The sequence below is a fragment of the Nitrospira defluvii genome, from assembly GCF_905220995.1.
In the GTDB taxonomy this organism is placed as follows: Bacteria; Nitrospirota; Nitrospiria; order Nitrospirales; family Nitrospiraceae; genus Nitrospira_A; species Nitrospira_A defluvii_C.
The window spans coordinates 63,468-81,819 of the sequence record NZ_CAJNBJ010000005.1 but is presented as its reverse complement, the minus strand read 5'-3'; the positions used below and the strand labels follow the sequence as shown (position 1 = coordinate 81,819).

Sequence of the window (18,352 nt, the reverse complement as noted above, 5' to 3'; positions counted from 1 at the left end):
CTAGTTTTCGGGGGGAAGGTCATACATTGCGCAATGAGGGCCTTTGGTTCCTACTCCGAAGATTCCCTTGTCGAACAGCCTGCCATCCAACTCTTCGCTGAGATGGGCTGGCAGACGGTATCCGCTTTGGAAGAAATCTTCGGTGTCGGTAGCACACTTGGCCGCGAGACCAAGGGCGAGGCGGTGTTGGTTCCGCGTCTTCGTGCCGCTCTTGAGCGTCTGAACTATTCTCTCCCACCGGAAGCCATTGCAGGGGCCATCGATCAATTAACTCGCGACCGCACGGTGATGAGCCTTGCGGCGGCGAATCGCGAGGTGTTTGGCTTTCTGAAAGAAGGAATTCCAGTTTCCGTTCCCGATCCCAAGGGTGGCGGACAGAAGACGGAGCGAGTCCGAGTCATTGATTGGGAGAATCCTGCTGCCAATGACTTCCTTTTGGTAAGCCAGTTCAGTATGACGGGACCGCTGTACACCCGTCGGCCTGATCTCGTCGGGTTCGTGAATGGCCTCCCCATCATCGTGATTGAGCTGAAGAAGCCCGGTGTGCCGGCGCAACAAGCCTTTGACGATAACCTCACCTGCTACAAGTCCGACATTCCTCAACTCTTCTGGTTCAACGGGCTGACGATTGCCTCCAATGGGACGGAAAGCCGTGTGGGCTCGCTGACCGCCGACTGGGAGCGGTTCTTTGAATGGAAACGGATCGAGCGCGAGGACGAACCTCGCCGCGTGTCGCTTGAAGTGATGTTACGAGGCACGTGCGAACCATCTAGACTGCTCGATCTATTGGAAAACTTCACCCTCTTCTCTGAGCATAAGACCGGTCTCGTAAAAGTCCTCGGACAAAATCACCAGTTCCTCGGCGTGAATAATGCCATTGCCGCTACTTTGGTTGCCCGGAAGCAGGGCCACGGGCGCGGCGGGGTGTTCTGGCAGACGCAGGGATCGGGCAAGAGTTTCGCGATGGTGTTCTTCGCTCAGAAGATCCTCCGTAAGGTTCCCGGCAACTGGACTTTTGTGGTGGTGACAGACCGTGTGGAATTGGACGTGCAGATCGCGAAGACGTTCAAAGCTTGCGGGGCGGTCAGCGAGACGGAAAGCGAGCTGTGCCATGCGCAGAGTGGCACGCAGCTGCGGCAACTGCTCGGCGAGAACCACCGCTACGTCTTCACGCTCATCCACAAGTTCCAGACTCCAGAACTTTTGTGTGACCGGTCCGATGTGATCGTGCTGACGGATGAGGCGCATCGTAGCCAATACGATACCTTGGCCCTGAACATGCGTGCGGCCTTACCGAAGGCCCTCTTCCTGGCCTTCACCGGCACGCCACTGATCGCCGGAGAGGAACGGACCCGCGAGGTGTTCGGGGACTATGTCTCCATCTATGACTTCCAGCAGTCGGTTGAAGATGGGGCGACGGTCCCGCTGTTCTATGAAAACCGGACGCCGGAACTCCGCTTGGAGAATCCCAACCTCAATGACGATATCTACAATCTGATCGAAGCGGCCGGCCTGGATGACGAACAGGAAAAGCGGCTGGAGCGTGAGTTAGGCCGCCAATATCAACTACTCACCCGGGATGAACGACTCGAAAGCATCGCCAAAGATATCGTCCAACACTTCCTCGGGCGTGGCTTCCAGGGCAAAGCCATGGTCATTTCCATCGATAAGGCGACAGCCCTACGGATGCACGACAAGGTCCGAACGTACTGGAAGGCCGAAGAGAAACGTGTCGAGCAGGAGTTGGCCAGGCTCACTACCTACGGAGCGAAGACCGCCTATCCTGATCGCATCCGGGAACTTAAGGCACGGTTGGATGTGATTCGCACAACGGATATGGCGGTGATTGTCTCGACAGAACAGAATGAGATTGAGCGGATGAAGAAGCTCGAACTCGATATCGCGCCTCACCGGAAACGGATGAATGATGAGTCGCTGGATGAGAAGTTCAAAGACTCGAACGATCCCCTGCGCCTCGTCTTCGTCTGTGCCATGTGGTTGACCGGCTTTGATGCCCCGAGTTGTTCAACGGTCTACCTCGACAAGCCGATGCGGAACCACACTTTGATGCAGACGATTGCCAGAGCCAATCGTGTGTTCCCCGGCAAGCACAGCGGCCTCATTGTGGATTACGCGAACGTCTTTGCTTCGTTGGAGAAAGCGCTGGCGATCTATGCCAAAGGCCGTGGTGGGGAGCAGCCCATCCGGGACAAGCAGAAGCTCGTGGAAAGCCTGCGCCAGGCGATCACGGAGACCGAAGCCTTCTGCCTGGCGCATGGCGTCAATCTAGGAGAGATAGAACAGACTCCTGCAGGGAGCCTTGACCGACTGACGAAGATCGGTGAAGCGGTCGAACGCTTGATCTCTCCCGACCCTCTCCGCAAAGACTTTCTCGGGCAGGAGGGTTGGGTCCGAACGCTCTTTCAAGCGGTGAAGCCCGATCCATCGGTGCTGGAGTTCACGTCCCGCGCCGCCTGCCTGGCGACTATTGCCGAAAGCATTCGTGAACGAACGGGCGTAGGACCGGCAGATATTTCAGCCGTGATGGCCGACCTCAATAAGATTCTGGATGCGTCCGTGGCAGCGGATGGATTTCACATCCCTCAGGACAAGACCGGCCATGGGATCATCGATCTCACGAAGATCGACTTCGAGGCGTTGGCCAAGCGATTCGGGAAGTCCAGGACCAAGAATATCGATCTGGAACAACTGAAGGCGGCGATCCGCGCTCAACTGGACAAGCTCGTTCGCCTGAATCGGACTAGAGCCGACTATCTCACCAAGTTCGAAGAACTGATTGAATCCTACAACGCGGGCAGCCGGAATATTGACGACCTCTTCAAGGAGCTCTTGGCGCTTAGCCGTAGTTTGAACGACGAACAGGAACGGCATGTCAGAGAGCGTCTGTCTGAAGAAGAACTCGTGGTGTTCGATATTCTGACCCGCCCGGCTCCTGAACTGGCTCCCGAGGAACGTGCCGAAGTGAAGAAGGTCGCCAAGGAACTACTGGGAAAGCTGAAACAGCTGTTGGTGCTGGAGTGGCGGCAGAAGGCGACAGCCCGCTCACAGGTCAAGCTGGCCATCGAGGAGCTATTGGATCAAGGCTTGCCTCGCAGCTACACGCCGGATCTTTATAAAGAGAAGTGTTCAGCGGTCTTCGAACATTTCTATGAATCCTACGGAGACCGAGGAGCGAGCATCTATCCAACCGCTGGCTAACCTCACCTGAGCATTGCCACTCCACTCCCCGCTGACATCGTCCCATTAGCTCGTCAGAGACAATCACACGCCTCTCTCGCTTTCGTCCGACGCCCCCCCTTCCTTAGTGCCCTCACGCCGCCCGGGCCAGCCTCACCTTACCGATTTTCTGCGGCTCCAGCAGCCATCGAAGAATCTTCACATCCGTCTGCCTATCATGACCTCATCGGTCGGGCGGTCTCCCCTTCACCTCATAATTTCCGCCATCTGATTGGTACACCAGAGCTTCACCATTTCACACCCTGCCGCTACCTCTCTCCACCCACCAGAAGAAGCGAGCCAGCCAGAGACGAGCTTCTGAATAGGTTGGGCGAAAAGATTTTTCTGCCGCACTGTTCCCAACCACAGAACGGCTCTACCCCCAGAGGAGGTTCCCCATGCAATCCACCACAACATTCAGCTACCTACGTTCCAAGATTTCGGAATGGAAGGCCAACGATCTGCTCTTGCCATCCGAAGTGAGCTGGGCGCGGTTTCAGGAAGTAGCCACCAATGACATTCTCCCCGTGCTATGCGAAGCCCAGGATGCCCTGGAGGCTGCTGGGCTGGAGGTGTCTATCACCACGTTGGACGAAGAAACCCGCTGCCTCACTTTGTATGTCCAAGATGTGGGGCTCTTTTTTTCACCCGCAGAAGATGGCATGACAATCTGTTTCTTAGCTCGACGCTTCTCGGGAAAGGAGCAGGGCTATGAAAGCCGCATCTTGTACAAGCGGGCGAAACCGGAACCGTTGCGCCGGCTGGTGGAGGAGGCACTCCTCCGGCTCCTCGGCCCTCGCCGGGCCCACGTGGTGAATCAGTAATGGAACGGTGGTGGCGTGGCCATCGTCATTACGGGCGCGCCACCATCGTCTGAATAACCATCCCGGCTGCACACACATTCAAGAGTGAAGGGGTGTCATGAGCGACAGCACGGTCATGATCGATTTACGGGTGACAATCCGCAACCATCAGAATCTGGGCATGTTACCGTGTGAAGGCGGGCCTGGCCGGCGCTTCCAGGTGCTGGTGAGCGAAGTCGTCGTCGTGGTCCTGAGAGAGGTAGTCAACCTTCTCTGCCTGGAGGGACTCACCACTCATCTGCTCATGTCGATGGACGAGGGGACCCCCTACGTGGGCCTCCATATCGATCACCCACATACGATCCTCTGGATTTATCCCTCGCCGTCTACCTCCGAGGTGATGTCGAGCGTCCGAGGGGGGCTCTACCTCGACTATAACTGCGATCGCACTCTGCCCTATCGCGGTCTGACCCTGGCGGTGTTGGAGACTGTCCTAGTTGAACAACTGCGGCTGGTCCTGTGCCCGCCACAGCCCATTGTATGACTACCAAGCAGGCGAAGAGAAACCCAAGCGGCAGAAACGTGCGTCCTAAGCAGAGGACCAGTGTTGGTGCCCGTGGGAGTGGCAACAACATGAAGTCAGTGGTGCATAGGACGTCATCGCGAAGACGCTGCGTACCAAACGCAGCGTCCAAAGACATGGATTCTCCCTCAAGAATCACAGTGGAAATCCGATACGGTGAACGTACGGCTCGCCGGAGAGGCACTGTCATCCAGCGCCTGGGGTGATACCGCATGAGGGTGATGGTCGGCACAGTAGCTTGGACATCCAAAGGGGAATGACTGATGAATTGGACTTATCGCAATGTGGGTGAGATTTGGCCGAACGCCTCCAAGCTGTTCCAGATTCCCCCCGCTCCCTCCGGACACGAGTACCTAAAAGACTTTTTGGTGACGGTGCAAAGCAGTGAGGTGCAGGCATATGAATGTCTCAGGCTTGCACGGTGGGGAGAAGCGACAGGTCTTCGGGTCACATGTCCTCGGTGCGGAAAAGTAGCGTGGAACAAGTCGTCTGACCGAGCGAAGCATCGGTGGCGCTGTGTCACCAAATCGATGTATGAAAAGCACCAAGAGACGAAGGGCTACAAAACCGGTGGGCACTCCCGAAACGGATGCGGTTGTACATTTTATGATACGAAAGGAACGCCGTTCGAACGCCTTCGCATCTCTTTAGGATTGGTCTTCCTCTCGCTGTACCTTCCAGGTAAGGAGGTGGACGCCCTGTTGCGTAGCCTGGGAGATGAGGTGACTGCAACGGCTCTCACGAAGGTCCTCCGCAAGTTACAGCAAGAGCAACATGGCGATCTGCGGCACCGGATGCGGTGCTTGGCTCGATATTTTTGCGGCCGACTCTTGTGGGGCCCGCACAACGCACTGCTGTCTCGAAGCGGGGGGCAGCTTCTCCGCAAGAAACTTTACCGTAGCATGATCACTCATCGGTTGGAACAAGCCGAGAAGAAAGATGCCCTGAGCGAACTGCCGAAACACTATAAGAAGATTCGGTCCCTGCTCGGCCAGTTTGAACGGATGCAATTCGCCGTGCTGCATGATCGGCCCGTGGATATCCCGCGAGGGTTGGAGATCTATCAATCACTGATGGCAGAAGTTATAGCGCTGGTTCCCCGAAAGGCCGCATAAAACCAGAAATGGGGAGGCGCAGACGTGCGCCTCCCCATTTTATTATTGATTCAGTGACGCATCGGCTAACTGGGGGGGCGATAATCTAACGCCTCCCCACATGACATTTTATTGAGTCTCCCATGAATGGGCGTCGAATTGTCGCCTCCCTCTAGGTGTTTTGCGCTCAGTGAGAGCAAGAGGGAGGCGTAACAAGAGCCGACTCCCTCTCGCCCCCCCCAATTACCTGGGACTGATTCCTCACATAGGCTGAACCGCTCGGAGTGAACCGCTGTACCTCAGCGTCACCAGAGTGTACTGGAGCTTTCGGCCGCGCCAGGGAGGTCGGTTGTGCTCCAACACAGCGATCGTTTGCTCCGATCAGGCCGCTGATAGGTCAGAGTGATCGATCCTCCTTCCCCCAGAGATCCTAATACGCGCGGCAGTGCCCGCCGCACGACTCGCATCCTACATACGCCCATGACGGGGGTTGAGGCCGAGCTGTTCGGCCACGTTCTCGACGAATCGTAGCGGTCGCGTGGTCACTCGGTCTTCGAAGATGTCCCCGCCTCATCGAACGGCTTCGGGAAATTCCTGTGCGTCCGCGCGATCTAGACGAATCATTCTAAATTAAGTGCGTATGGGCACGCCGCGAAGCTTTTCCACAAACATGCGGCCTTGTAATGGCCTATGCAACACTACGCCAACCTCTTTTGTTCACCTAGGCTGCTGTGACACTTCAGGGATAACGGTTGAGCCTTCGTGGACAAGAACGTCTCAAAGCTTCGGTCCTTGAGGAAAACGCGAACGAGCCGTTGTAACGCTCCTGGTCACCAAGACTCGCTGGACGATCAACGCGAGATCATAGTTACGACCACCAAACCTGAAGCCAGGCAAATTCAAGGATCGCCTCATCAATTCGCAGATGCATGATCGCGGCTATCCCAGCGTGCATGCCCCAAGGCAATCACTTTCAATCAACGCCACTCCCATACAGTACTGCCATTTATTCCTCGTAGCTGACTCACACTCAGGCCCGTACGAATCCACCCGGCAGCCTATTAAAGGTATGCGGCGCAGCTAAGTCTAACGACTGCCACGTGAGCTAACGGTCAGAAGGAGCCATCTCCCCGTTCCTACTCGTGAAGCGCGATGTACGTGCTTCGGAAGCAAAAGGAGCGGAAAGATGCCGTCACATGAAAAAGACTTTCTCACACCCAAACAACTGGCCCATCGGTGGCAAGTGTCGGTCGAATACTTATATCGCGCTGTCCTTGGCCTGCCGGGAGGCATACCAGCCATGAAACTTGGCAACGGCTCCCGCGCCCGCTGGCGAATAGCGCTTGGTGTCATTGAAGACTGGGAGCGAAAGCATTCGCCCCCACATTACGAGTAGTCATTGTATGATCAAAACGATTGGGCGCAACAAGCAATGGATTGATATTCATCCAAACCGTAAGGCGGGCCGGATACGCAAGGTCGTGCATGGCAACCGTGAAACGGCCCAAAGGATCGTCAATTCGCTCTACGAACAGTACTATCGCGGTGTTTTTGGGTGGCCCAAGGAATCTACCACCACCGTTGCAATGCTGATCGATCTCGTACTAGAAGATCGAGGGTTAAAGGGTTCGGTCGGTGAGCATGATGTGGCTAACGCCGCGTTGTGGAATAAACTCATTGGGACGAAGCCGGCAGAGAGTATCAAGGGAAGCTATCTCAAATCGCTGGCCAAGGAATGGATGACCGTTCCTCAAAAAGTCGGCGGAAGAAAGAAGCTGATGCTTCTGGAAGCAGGAACCGTCAACAAGCGCATTGGTTTCTTGATGCGAGGTTATCAATTAGGGCTCGAGGCAGAGCCGAAATTGGTGACCGCGAAACCGGTGTGGCACCAATTGAAAGAAAATCCGCCAAAAAGCGGATTCGTCAATTGGCCAGATTTTGAACGCCTCAGAACCCATCAACCTGAGTGGGTTCAAGTACCTTCTACCATCGGACACTGGTCAGGGATGCGCTTAGACGAAGTGCTGGGTCTTGAACGGATACAAGTTACCTTTGATCATAATAAGCAAGATGTCACCATTGACCTGCGGCCAGGGGAAACCAAGAACGGCGAACCGCGTTTTATTACCCTGAGTGGTGATCCGTACGAGGTCCTGGCCCGGTGGGAAGCGCAAACCCTCCAGTCTCATCCAAACTGCAAATACTTCTGCCACAGAGATGGGGAAAAGACTGATAGCATTCGCTATCAGTGGGAACGCTCATGCGTTGCTTCCGGCCTAGGAAGCTGGAAGAATCCCACGGCGAAGACACAGAGTCTCAAGGGGTACGAAGGGCTCACATTTCATGATCTCCGTCGAACCGGTGTTCGCAACCTGAGACGAGCGGGTGTCGACCAGAAAACCATCATGTTGATCATCGGGCACAAGACGACCTCCATGTTTGACCGCTACAACATTATTGATGAAGAAGACGTGCGCGACGCGTCTAGGAAGCTTCGCGGCTACATTCAGTCGAAATATCAAAATGGCAATTCCGGTGGACAGCTGGTGGACAGTGCTTCCCCAAACACTCCTCCAAACCCTTAATTTACCACTGGTTTTATTGTTAGAGCATAACTTTGGTAAAGCAATGCTCTGAACCCATCGCCTCCACCTGATTCCCTACACAATCACCGAATCGTCGCTCTAGCTGTGGCGTTGCCAAGCTTTCAAGCGCACATCCCACATCCAATCTCTTCCTACCAGATCCAACCACATCCAATCAGTCCGTGGACACTTGGTGGTCAATGCTCTAGCACCATTTCACGATCGCGCAGTCACCGATTTCGCCATCGTCGCCCCCCAAGACAAGCCGAATAACCCGCACGCCGCCTAGCTCCCTGCTTCTTACCGTCTCAGGGCAACTGCCCCCACCCGATGGAACCTGGCACTTTTCGTCCTACTCGCTGGCCGCCCGCTTCCAATAACATCTCACCATAAGGTTCGGCCACTCTGGAGCGCGCGGCCCGAGCCACTTATTACTCGCTCCGCCGAAAGGACACACGATATGTGTACACGTTGCTTTCCTCTCATCACCATCTCACAGCAAGACCTGATTCTGCGGGAGATTGCGCGCCAGTTTCCTCGAGAGTATCCGCTCTTCGGATTGTTAGATGAACTCGGGCTTCGTCTTTCAGAAGGCTTGGCCGTGACCGCCGAGGACATCTCAAAGAGAGCGATCACGATCCACCAAATCTGGACTGGATCGGCATTGGTCCCGATCGAACGGCCAAGGACGGTATCCCTCTCAGACCCGTTGGGCAATCGACTGTTTGCCGACGCTCAGGCCCTATTAAATAATCCGCGACCGCCGGCCCACCCCCTCTTTATGTTTACCAACATCCACACAGGAAAACCCTATTCACGGCTCTATTTATATAACCACGTGTGGCTCCAGGTACTCCACACGCTCAAGCTTCAACCGACTCACATGTCAGTTCTCAGGCGAAACGCCGCTCGACGTTTCATTCGGAATATGCGGAATGTGTCACCCCAGCAAGTCGCATACGAGTTGGGGATCCGGCACCGGCTCCTCAAGCCATTCGATGAAAACTAACAGGGAATCACGACGGCGGAGGGCGTCCCCTCCCCCGTCTATCCCCTACGCTTCAACCATCTCTGGAGAAAGTCTTGCCCACAAGAAAGAGGGCGCACTATGAACAGCCTTGTTCCACGTGCACTTCCAATGATTGACGGGCCACGCATGTGGCCCCCCAAAAGTCCGCTTCGCTATTCCCTCATTAATGTAGCTCAACTCAGACAAGCCGCCCATCGTCTGCGGTTATTGCTTCCCCCATCCTCCCCCCTCACGCCCAATCGTCTCAACGACGGCCAGAGGGACGATATTGGTGTAAGCAAATCGTGAACCTGCCGATACTAATGTGCTCGATGGCACTCCGGAACATCAACACTCAAAGGAGATTATTTATGGAGAACCAACACATGAATGCACTTCCAATTTTGCAGAAGTATTTTCGATCAACGCGGGAGCATGATCTCATCAGTGAGAAGCTCATTCACCGACACTTTCAGAAGTACAAGGACTTTATCCTTTGGAAGTACAACTTCCATCTTCGAGATACGGAAGGACAACAGGCAAACTAAGGGACAACGGCAGGGAGCGAGAGGGAGGAGAGAAAAAAGCCGCCTCCCTCTTGCTCCCTAAGGTGATTTACACAGCAACCATCATGCCCGCACGAACCGCCTACCACCGCACTGACATCTTTCACAGATGAACCGTCGGTGACACAGTAGTACGCACAGCATCACTCCATGTTCTAACGAGTTGCGCCCCTCACCATCGAATAAGCCTCCGAGAAACCATTCTGTCCAGATGGGTACGCGTGCTCACTGCCAGAAGTACTCGCGTTCTGGTCAGTTCTGCACCGCCGCAACATCCACTCACGCCCTATCATCCAACCTGTACGCATTAGACCACCGTGTCATACGGGAAAGGATAGAGCCATGGACCCCAAGATGAACCAGCCAGCTGACAAATACGAGACGCTTTCCCTGACAACACGGGGGCGCGGCACGTCCCAGGTGAGTGCCTCGAAGAGTGTCCCATCACGCTCCCCTTCCACGCTCCCAGGTCCTGGGGAGAACGTGACGGCCCATCCTGATGTTGCCAAGCCGGATGAAAAGACAGCACCTCATCAAAGGACCATTCCGTTCATGCCCACCCTGCCGCAGGTGGCAGGAGTGACACTCCCCGAACTGATGACGCTACCAGAGATCTGCGCCTTTTTGAAATGCAAGCCCAGTTACATCTACTCACTGACCAGTACCGATCGCATCCCGCACCGAAAATTTGGCGGCACCCTGCGGTTTGTCAAAGTTGAAATCCTTCAATGGCTGGATCGCGGCCGCCGAGGCCCTCGAATGAACGAGCCACCCAGGAGCGATTCGTAAGCGTCACTCCCCATCCACGTTTTACCAGAGGGTTCCATGGCCACAACCGTGACAATCGACAAAGGGTGTCTGTATCGCCGAAAGGATCGGCCGACGATTTATGTGAAGTTCACGCCACGGAAAGGCGCCAAGCCGATCCAGCTCAGTACCGGCAAGACCAATATGATCGCGGCCGCCGCGGCGGCCCAGGTGTTATTGGACAAGTATCAGGGCAAGACGCCGGGGCAGGTGAAAGGACAGAAGCTGACCATCGCAGACTTCTGTCGGCTGCCCGACAAGAAAGATTGCGACGACCGCGGTGGCCAATTTTGGCAGTATCTCGTCGGCAATCGAGCCGGGAACACGCGGAATCGACATCGCGATATTTTGAAGAATCAGATCATTCCGACCTTCGGCAAGTCTCGTTTCGATGACGTGGAACCAGAGGAGATCGAAACATGGAAACAACGCCGGTTGGCTCTGGTCAAACGATCGACGGTGTTGAAGGAACTGCACTGTTTGTCTGCCGTCTTTCGAGTGGCCCGAAAGGTGTACCGTTACACAAGCCAAAATCCTGTAGCCGACATCGAAAAACCCACCGTCCCCAAGCGCAAACAGCAGATCCCGACGGCCGAGGAGATGAGGGCGTTCCTGGACGCAGCGGCGCTGCTCAAGCCTTATGCGTACGCCAGTCTGTTAACGGTATATCAAGGTGGTCTCCGCATCGACGAAGCCCGGCACCTCGAACCCTGCGATGTCGATGAAGAAGAGGAGGTCCTCCGCATTCGGGTGAAGAAAGGCTGGTCACCAAAGGATCAGGAAGACCGGGATATCCCGCTCGTCGAGCCCATGCGCACAGTCTTGCTGACATTGAAGCATCAGAACCCGCACGCACGGTGGCTGTTGCCACGTGGGGATACGCGCACCTACAAGTGTGAGCGCTGCGGTGGGCCGGAAACACACATTGGCAATTTGCGCAGTGCGATCCTGTCGCTCGCCACCGCCGCCGGCATTTCGAAGCGCATGACGCATCACATCCTGCGCCACTGCAACTCGACGCACAATCGGCAACTGGGCGCCAAAGACTACGAGGTGATGGAATTGCTCGGCCAGCAATCGACCAAAATCCATACCATTTATACGCATGCGGAGTGGCAACATATCGTCGAAGCGACCCAGCGACTTGGGGCCTCAATCGGAGGGGCTGGGTTGTCCGCGTGGTTGTCCGCCCGGCCGCAAGAGGCTGAGAAGTCCAATCGGTCAAGGACTTAGGACGCCGACCGCAGCCGGGCAAGGGCTGGGCAGAGCACGGGTCACTGTTCACGAGGCCGCATGGTAGATATTTGATTGACTCACACCCAAGCCGTTACAATCCCACATCTGTCGGTATCAACTGAACCCTACTCGCTTCGCCGACTGATCCAGCCGGCGAAGAACAAGAACAGGGACACAAGGAATACCACACCACCCAAGTAGTAGAGAGCCTTCCAGAGGCCGGCACGAACTCCTCCGGTCAGTTCGAGTCCCACCGTGAGCATGACAAACGCAAGCATGTAGCTCAGTGACAGCCGAAAAATCGTCGTGGGCAGTCGCTTGAGGAATCCGTACCAGGTCAGGTATTTCTCTGCGTCCGGTGGCAAATCAAATCGACGGCGACCTTGTGGAGGTGCAGGGCTCATCAGCAATTCCTCCTGTTTCTTAGTGTTGCGCGTTCGATAACTGGTCCAACGCTCCCAGAGCCCCGGCTATCCCTTTCGCTAATTCAGCCATCGCGCTGTAGTCCAGCGTATCCGGCCGATCCGTACCCCGGTGATAATGCGGGTTCCGGTAGAACGCCGTATCCGTGAGCATGATCGCCGAATACCCTTCCTTCCAAAAAGACCCATGATCTGAGAGATCCACACCGGGAATCCACCAGGGCCCGGTGAACGTCTCCACCGGCAAGGTCGCGTGAGACTTGAGGCCATCACGAACGCGGGCCTGCAATGGTTCTGATGCAGAATTGCCCACGACGGTGATGAAGTTACCCGTGCTCGGATAGCGCCACCGGAGCCAGAACAACGGGAAAGACTGACTGTCTTTCTCCTGCGAATAGTACCCGACCATTTCCAGACAGATCATCGCCTCGACCCGTTCTCCACGTTCTTTCAGACTGCGGGCATACACGCGGCTGCCCATCTGTCGGCTCCGAAAAAACGGCGGCTCTTCCAGTGTAAACGCGACAAAGCGCACCGTATTCCGAAAGCGCGTCACCGCATGCAGGCGCGCCAGCTCCAGCAACACGGCGATGCCGCTGGCATTATCATCGGCGCCGGGTGTTCCTTCCACTGTGTCGTAATGGGCGCCGACGATAAGGATACGGTCCGGCTCCTCCGTCCCTCGCCGTTCCGCGATGATGTTGCGATACATCTGCCCATTCACCTCGTAGGGCTGCAAGATAACCGTATATCCGCCCGCTTGAAACGACTGCGTGATGAAGTCGGCAGCCGCGGCCAGACTTGCGGTATCTCGATAACTCCGGGGGCCGATGGTCTCAGCCAACGTCCTGACAATAGCTTTGAGCCGCTCACGGACATCGGGAGCGGCAGCAATTGGTTGCCCAGAGTCCATAGCCGTCACCCTCTGACAGAGTAGCTACGCCGCCAGAGCTACAAGCCCTCCAAGTAATGGACCACACCTCATCCAGCCTCCTTCTGTCCTGTGCCGTTCATTGGGTGCGCATCCGTGCAAGGCATCTCCTCTGAATTTGTGAGTTTTTCGAAGTACTCTACAGGCTGATGCGCCCATTAAACCACGAATGCCAGCCGGCCAAGACACGCCGATCACCGGAGCAAAAGTTCGGTGCAGACCCTGTCATGCCTTGTGCGGCACTTGCCAAGATAAAGCCTGGGTGGTCTGACTTCACACTTCTCCTTGGGTGTCCGGCTCGCCACAGTGACGCAAAATATGAGCACGGACGGCATCGCGCAGCACGACCGCTGCGGCAAAGGCCTCGTGCGCGTCTGTAACGGGCAGCAAGGGAGCCCCAAACGTGATGGTGATCGCGCCGCGCCGTGGCCACCATTGGCCGTCACGCAGAATGGACCGGGTGCCGCAGATCGCCACCGGCACAACCGGGATGCCCGTGTTGGCGGCCACAACAAAGGCCCCCATCCGGAAGGACTTCAACCCGGGCAAACGGGTAAACGTGCCCTCGGGGAAAAAGACCAACGCACGCCCGGCGCGCAGCGCGACCTCCAGCCGCCGAGCATCTTGCACACTCTCGTGGGCTGCGAAGCGTTCAACGAACTCCGCGCCCAAGCGTTGAAGATAGACGCGCGGAATGAAGTGCTCAAGCAATTCGCGCTTGGCTACGAAGCCAAACTGTTCTGGCAGCGCCGCCACCAGGACGAAACCGTCGAGGTAGCTGGCGTGATTGACCACCAGCACACAAGGCGTCCCGCGCGGCAGATACTCCATCCCGGTCACCGTGAATGGCGTTCCGGTCAGCCGAATTAATAGCCGTGCACCGACCCGGCCGACTGCCCAGGCCCAGGAAGGGCGTGGGGTGAAGATGGTGACCAGCCAGACAATTGGCGCCACCAGCCAGAACACCAACCAGGCCCACGCCGCAAAACACACATCCGCTGCCCTTGCCGCCCAGCGTTGCACCTGGGGAATGAATGCACCCGCGGCAAGGCTGACTACCTGCCACCACCCGACACGCCTGTGCTCGCCGGCCAATCCTGCCTCGAACAGCGCTCGCGTGGCGGCTCGACGCAACTTGCCACTGGAAGTCTTTAGTACGGTACGGGGCGGTGCAAGCGCAATTTGGTCAGCAGGCTCGCCCAGTACCTCGACGATTGCAGCGTTGATCGCCTCGCAAAGTTGATGGCGTTCACGCTGGCCGCTCTCGCGTGTTTCAGCGAGGACCACCAGCCGCTCGGTGCCCGAGGCCGGGTCGGGGCTGCCGAAGACGACAACGCAGCCCTTTCTCACCCCCGGTATCTCGCCAACCACCTCCTCTACTTCGTGGGGGTAGATGTTGCGCCCGCCTCGAATGATGATGTCCTTGACCCGCCCCGTGAGAAAAACTTCGCCGCCGGCGATGTACCCACGGTCACCGCTGTCAAGCCAACCGTCACGGAACAGCTGTGACGTGGCCTGGGGATTGTTGAAATAGCCGCGCGTGGCCGACGCCCCCCTGAATTCCAGTCGGCCCTCTTGCCGCTCACCCAGCTCATTACCGGATGCATCCACGATCCGCAATTCGTGGCCGGGCAACGGCCGCCCGCAGGAGACAAAACATAGCGGAGAGGCATTGTCGGGAGCGGCGGGTACAGCGCTGCCGGTACGCGTGAAGGATTCTCGCTGGACACGATCGATGAGGGGGCCGCGGCCGGATGGCGGAAATGCAAGTCCCACGGAACACTCGGCCAGCCCATATACCGGCGTGAGTGCCTCGGAGTGGAAGCCGTACTGAGCGAAACGCCTTCCGAAACGCGTCAGTGTCTCCGGCAAGACCGTTTCCGCGCCGTTGAATGCCAGCCGCCACGAACTGAGATCAAGTCCGGCCAGCTCCTCGTCGCCGATCTTCTTGACACACAGTTCATAGGCAAAGTTGGGTGCCGCCGAGAGTGTACCGCGGTACGCATGGACTGCCTGCAGCCAGCGGACGGGCCGGGCGAGGAAGGCCAGAGGCGACATGACGACCAGTGGAATGCCGAAGTAGAGCGTGCCCAGCCACGCGCCGATCAGTCCCATATCGTGGTAGAGCGGCAGCCAGCTCACGAAGACATCATCGGGGCGGAGGCCGATCGCCTGGCCCATGGCACGGATGTTGGCAAGCAAATTGGCATGGGTAAGCACGACGCCCTTGGGATCGCCCGTGCTGCCGGAAGTGTATTGGATAAAGGCCACATCTTGCGCCGCCACCGGTACCCGGGTCAGGGACTCTCGTGAGCGCAGCAGTTCCTGCGCGCTCACCACCGTACCCAGGGAAGGCACATGAACCCGCAGCAGCCATGCCACGGCGCGCGCTTCCGGTATCGTCACCAGGAGGACGGCTTGTGCGTTGCACAAGATGCCGACATGGCGGCGGACGTGTTCTTCCACTTGGGCCAAGTGCGCCGGGGGATAAATGGGCACGGGAATACCGCCGGCAAGCAGGATGCCCGCATAGACCGGAAAATACTCCGGACCGGTCGGCAACATGATGGCCACTGATTGTCCCGCTTCAAGGCCACGGTGTTGCAGACCTGCGGCGACCCGTTCAGATGCCTCCGCCAGATCGCGACAGGTGATGGGCTGTTCGCCACTTTCGCCGGTATAAATAACCTGGATGCGGTCTGGTTGCCGGCGCACATGCCAGTCGATCACTTCGAGCAACGTGGTGGCATCGACAGCTTCGCCTTGCGCAGATTCCAACGTTGGCCCGGGCTGGATCGGCGCACGACGTGCCGATCCACGTGCCCCTTTCTGCAGGGCCTCGAGCAGGTCACGGGGAGTGGTGGCGCGAACCAGCGTGTCCTCCGGCAGATCCACGCCGAACGCACGCTGGATACGCACCATCAGTTCCACCCGCGCCAAGCTGTCGAAACCGAGATCGCGATCCAGCGAATTGTCCAGAGTGATGGGCCTGTCAGGTCCGGTGTGCCGGTGAAGTTCAGCGAACAGTGTGCGCACGATGTCGAGAAGCTCCGACGCAGGTTCGGGACTCGGCCTTGCTTCAGTCTGCTCTTGGGATGTCTCCACGGCTTCTCTCCCGATGAATGGAATCTGCAGCCCTTCAAGCTGGGGGCAGATGCCCGGAGTAAAGCTTGAGAATGTGTTCCGCAAAACGTTGCTCGATCGCAGGACGTTTGAGTTTGAGAGTCGGCGTGACAAGATCGTTGTCGAGGGTCCAAGGCTCGAGTGTCAACCAAAATCGACGTACCTGGGCATACTCGGGGACGCTGGCCAGTCGTCGGTGGCATAGGTTTTCGATATGATGCTGGAGACGCACATCGGCCAGCGCGGCGGGATCCTCCGCAGGTAACGACCATCTTTGGGCCATGGAACGCCAGGCCCCGGCGTTCAGCACCAAGAGTGCGGCCAGATAAGGCTTACCCTCGCCGACCACCATCGCCTGGTCGATCAGCGGGTCCAGGACGAGTGCCATCTCCACCGCCTCGGGCACGATTTTCTCTCCGGTGGACAGGACAACGATCTCCTTGAGACGCCCGACGATGAACACATATCCGTTTTCGATGCGTGCCTGGTCACCCGTGTGCAACCAGCCCTCGGCATTGATCGCCCTGGCCGTATCCTCGGGCCGGTTCCAGTAGCCCATCATGACGTTGGGACCACGCACCAGTAATTCATTCTGCTCACCGAGCCTGACCTCAACCCCGGGGAGGGGGATGCCGACCGACTCCGGCAGATTGTCTTCCGGTCGGTTGCTGGTCACGACCGGTGCCGCTTCGGTCAGGCCGTAGCCCTGCACCAAGGGCACCCCCAAGCCGACAAAGCATTGGGAGAGCGTGAGAGATAAGGGAGCACCCCCCGACACCGCCAGCCGCAGCCGTCCTCCGAAACGGGCAAGAAATTTGTCGGCTACCAGATACTGCAGCACTGGCCGCAACAGGGCGGCCCACCTGCCCGGAGCCTCGCCATGACGACGGGTTGCCTGAAAATGCCTCCATCCAATCTCCTGCGCCCAGTGGAACAGCGCGCGCGTCATGGCACACTTTTTCCCCAATTGATTCTGCAACCGGACGTACATGCGTTCGTAGATGCGTGGCACGGAGACCAGAATGGTCGGGCGCACCATCGCAATATCCTCGGCCAGCTTATTGATCGCGCGTGCATAGGCCACGCAACTCCCTGCCATCATCGGGAGGTAGCAGCCGACGGTGCGCTCGAAGGCGTGGGACAGCGGCAGAAAAGAGAGGAATAGATCCTCCGGATAAGCCTGCACCTGCGTGATGACGGCTTGCGCATTTGAAAGAATATTGAAATGCGACAGCATGACGCCCTTCGGGCGGCCCGTGGTGCCCGACGTATAGACGATGGTCGCCAACGCGTGCGTGTCCTTGGCCAGATTGACCTGGGGGCGCGCCCCGGATGGTAACCAGTGCTTGATGAAGCTGACCTGAATGCCGGTGGCTGGGACAGGGGTACAGGCCGTCTCCAGGCACAGCACGTGGGACAGTTGCGGAAATCGTGCGCGGTGCCCGGCCAATGCAAACCATTGATCGATGTGGCCGACTAGCAAGAGGCGCGCGCCTGAATCGGCGAGGATGTAGGTGGTGTTATTCTCATGGTCAGCAGCATAGAGGGGCACGACAGCCAGTCCCAGCGATTGTGCCGCCAGATCGAAACAGACCCATTCCACGCTGTTCTTGAGCAGCACGGCGACGCGGTCTCCCGAAGCAAGATTTTCGCCGGCCAGCGCCAACTGCCAGCGCGCCACAAGCCCTTCCACTTCCCTCCAGGAATAACTGCGCCATACGCTAGCTTCACATTGCCGGTAGGCCTCGCGCTCCGGCGAGCGCTGGCACCTGAGCCGGAACAATTCGGGCAGCGTCGTCACGTCGTCGGTGGTAATACTGTCCGGTGAGGGATAAACGGCAACGTGCGGCACGTTCTTTCCTTGCATTTATTTGAGATAGCGAAGACTGCCGCCTGACAGGGGGTCTCGTTTCTGATCAGTTAACCCGGGCGCCGGACCGCGCCAGAAGCTTGGCG

At 57.5% G+C, this 18,352-nt stretch carries 14 protein-coding genes; 10 read left to right on the top strand and 4 right to left on the bottom strand.

The window, feature by feature from the left end:
- Nucleotides 1-33 precede the first annotated feature (33 nt).
- The 10 genes from KJA79_RS10615 to KJA79_RS10570 all read left to right on the top strand — a co-directional run bounded on the left by KJA79_RS10615 (nt 34) and on the right by KJA79_RS10570 (nt 11,917).
- A complete protein-coding gene (locus KJA79_RS10615) occupies nt 34-3,219 on the top strand; it encodes a type I restriction endonuclease subunit R (RefSeq protein ID WP_213042021.1) in 3,186 nt (1,061 codons plus the stop codon).
- 416 nt (nt 3,220-3,635) lie between these two features.
- Complete coding sequence (locus KJA79_RS10610) at nt 3,636-4,061, top strand: hypothetical protein (RefSeq protein WP_213042020.1); 426 nt, start codon at nt 3,636-3,638, stop codon at nt 4,059-4,061.
- A gap of 97 nt (nt 4,062-4,158) precedes the next feature.
- Entirely contained in the window at nt 4,159-4,584 is a 426-nt protein-coding gene (locus KJA79_RS10605; protein ID WP_213042019.1) for a hypothetical protein, read from the top strand.
- A gap of 302 nt (nt 4,585-4,886) precedes the next feature.
- On the top strand, nt 4,887-5,738 hold the full coding sequence (locus tag KJA79_RS10600; RefSeq protein WP_213042018.1) for a hypothetical protein: 852 nt from the start codon (nt 4,887-4,889) through the stop codon (nt 5,736-5,738).
- A 1,165-nt stretch (nt 5,739-6,903) separates the two neighbouring features.
- The gene (locus KJA79_RS10595) at nt 6,904-7,113 is read left to right on the top strand and encodes a helix-turn-helix domain-containing protein (protein WP_213042017.1); all 210 of its coding nucleotides are present in this window, start codon (nt 6,904-6,906) and stop codon (nt 7,111-7,113) included.
- A 7-nt stretch (nt 7,114-7,120) separates the two neighbouring features.
- Complete coding sequence (locus KJA79_RS10590; RefSeq protein WP_213042016.1) at nt 7,121-8,302, top strand: site-specific integrase; 1,182 nt, start codon at nt 7,121-7,123, stop codon at nt 8,300-8,302.
- A 460-nt stretch (nt 8,303-8,762) separates the two neighbouring features.
- Nucleotides 8,763-9,311, top strand: a complete 549-nt coding sequence (locus tag KJA79_RS10585; RefSeq protein ID WP_213042015.1) for a site-specific integrase — start codon at nt 8,763-8,765, stop codon at nt 9,309-9,311.
- Nucleotides 9,312-9,682: 371 nt separating this feature from the next.
- Complete coding sequence (locus KJA79_RS10580) at nt 9,683-9,859, top strand: hypothetical protein (protein WP_213042014.1); 177 nt, start codon at nt 9,683-9,685, stop codon at nt 9,857-9,859.
- A 360-nt stretch (nt 9,860-10,219) separates the two neighbouring features.
- The gene (locus KJA79_RS10575; RefSeq protein ID WP_213042013.1) at nt 10,220-10,666 is read left to right on the top strand and encodes a helix-turn-helix domain-containing protein; all 447 of its coding nucleotides are present in this window, start codon (nt 10,220-10,222) and stop codon (nt 10,664-10,666) included.
- A 36-nt stretch (nt 10,667-10,702) separates the two neighbouring features.
- Nucleotides 10,703-11,917 (top strand): tyrosine-type recombinase/integrase, encoded by a 1,215-nt coding sequence (locus KJA79_RS10570; protein ID WP_213042012.1) that lies wholly within the window; start codon nt 10,703-10,705, stop codon nt 11,915-11,917.
- A 128-nt stretch (nt 11,918-12,045) separates the two neighbouring features.
- Here KJA79_RS10570 and KJA79_RS10565 read toward each other — a convergent pair whose 3' ends face one another.
- From KJA79_RS10565 to KJA79_RS10550, 4 genes are all read right to left on the bottom strand, one after another.
- Nucleotides 12,046-12,324 carry a hypothetical protein gene (locus KJA79_RS10565; protein WP_213042011.1) on the bottom strand — a complete coding sequence of 93 codons (279 nt, stop codon included), beginning with the start codon at nt 12,322-12,324 and terminating at the stop codon, nt 12,046-12,048.
- 19 nt (nt 12,325-12,343) lie between these two features.
- A complete protein-coding gene (locus tag KJA79_RS10560) occupies nt 12,344-13,255 on the bottom strand; it encodes a M28 family peptidase (protein ID WP_213042010.1) in 912 nt (303 codons plus the stop codon).
- Nucleotides 13,256-13,546: 291 nt separating this feature from the next.
- The gene (locus KJA79_RS10555; protein ID WP_213042009.1) at nt 13,547-16,378 is read right to left on the bottom strand and encodes an AMP-binding protein; all 2,832 of its coding nucleotides are present in this window, start codon (nt 16,376-16,378) and stop codon (nt 13,547-13,549) included.
- A gap of 34 nt (nt 16,379-16,412) precedes the next feature.
- Nucleotides 16,413-18,248: an AMP-dependent synthetase/ligase gene (locus KJA79_RS10550; protein WP_213042008.1), complete on the bottom strand. Its 1,836-nt coding sequence runs from the start codon at nt 18,246-18,248 to the stop codon at nt 16,413-16,415.
- Nucleotides 18,249-18,352 lie beyond the last annotated feature (104 nt).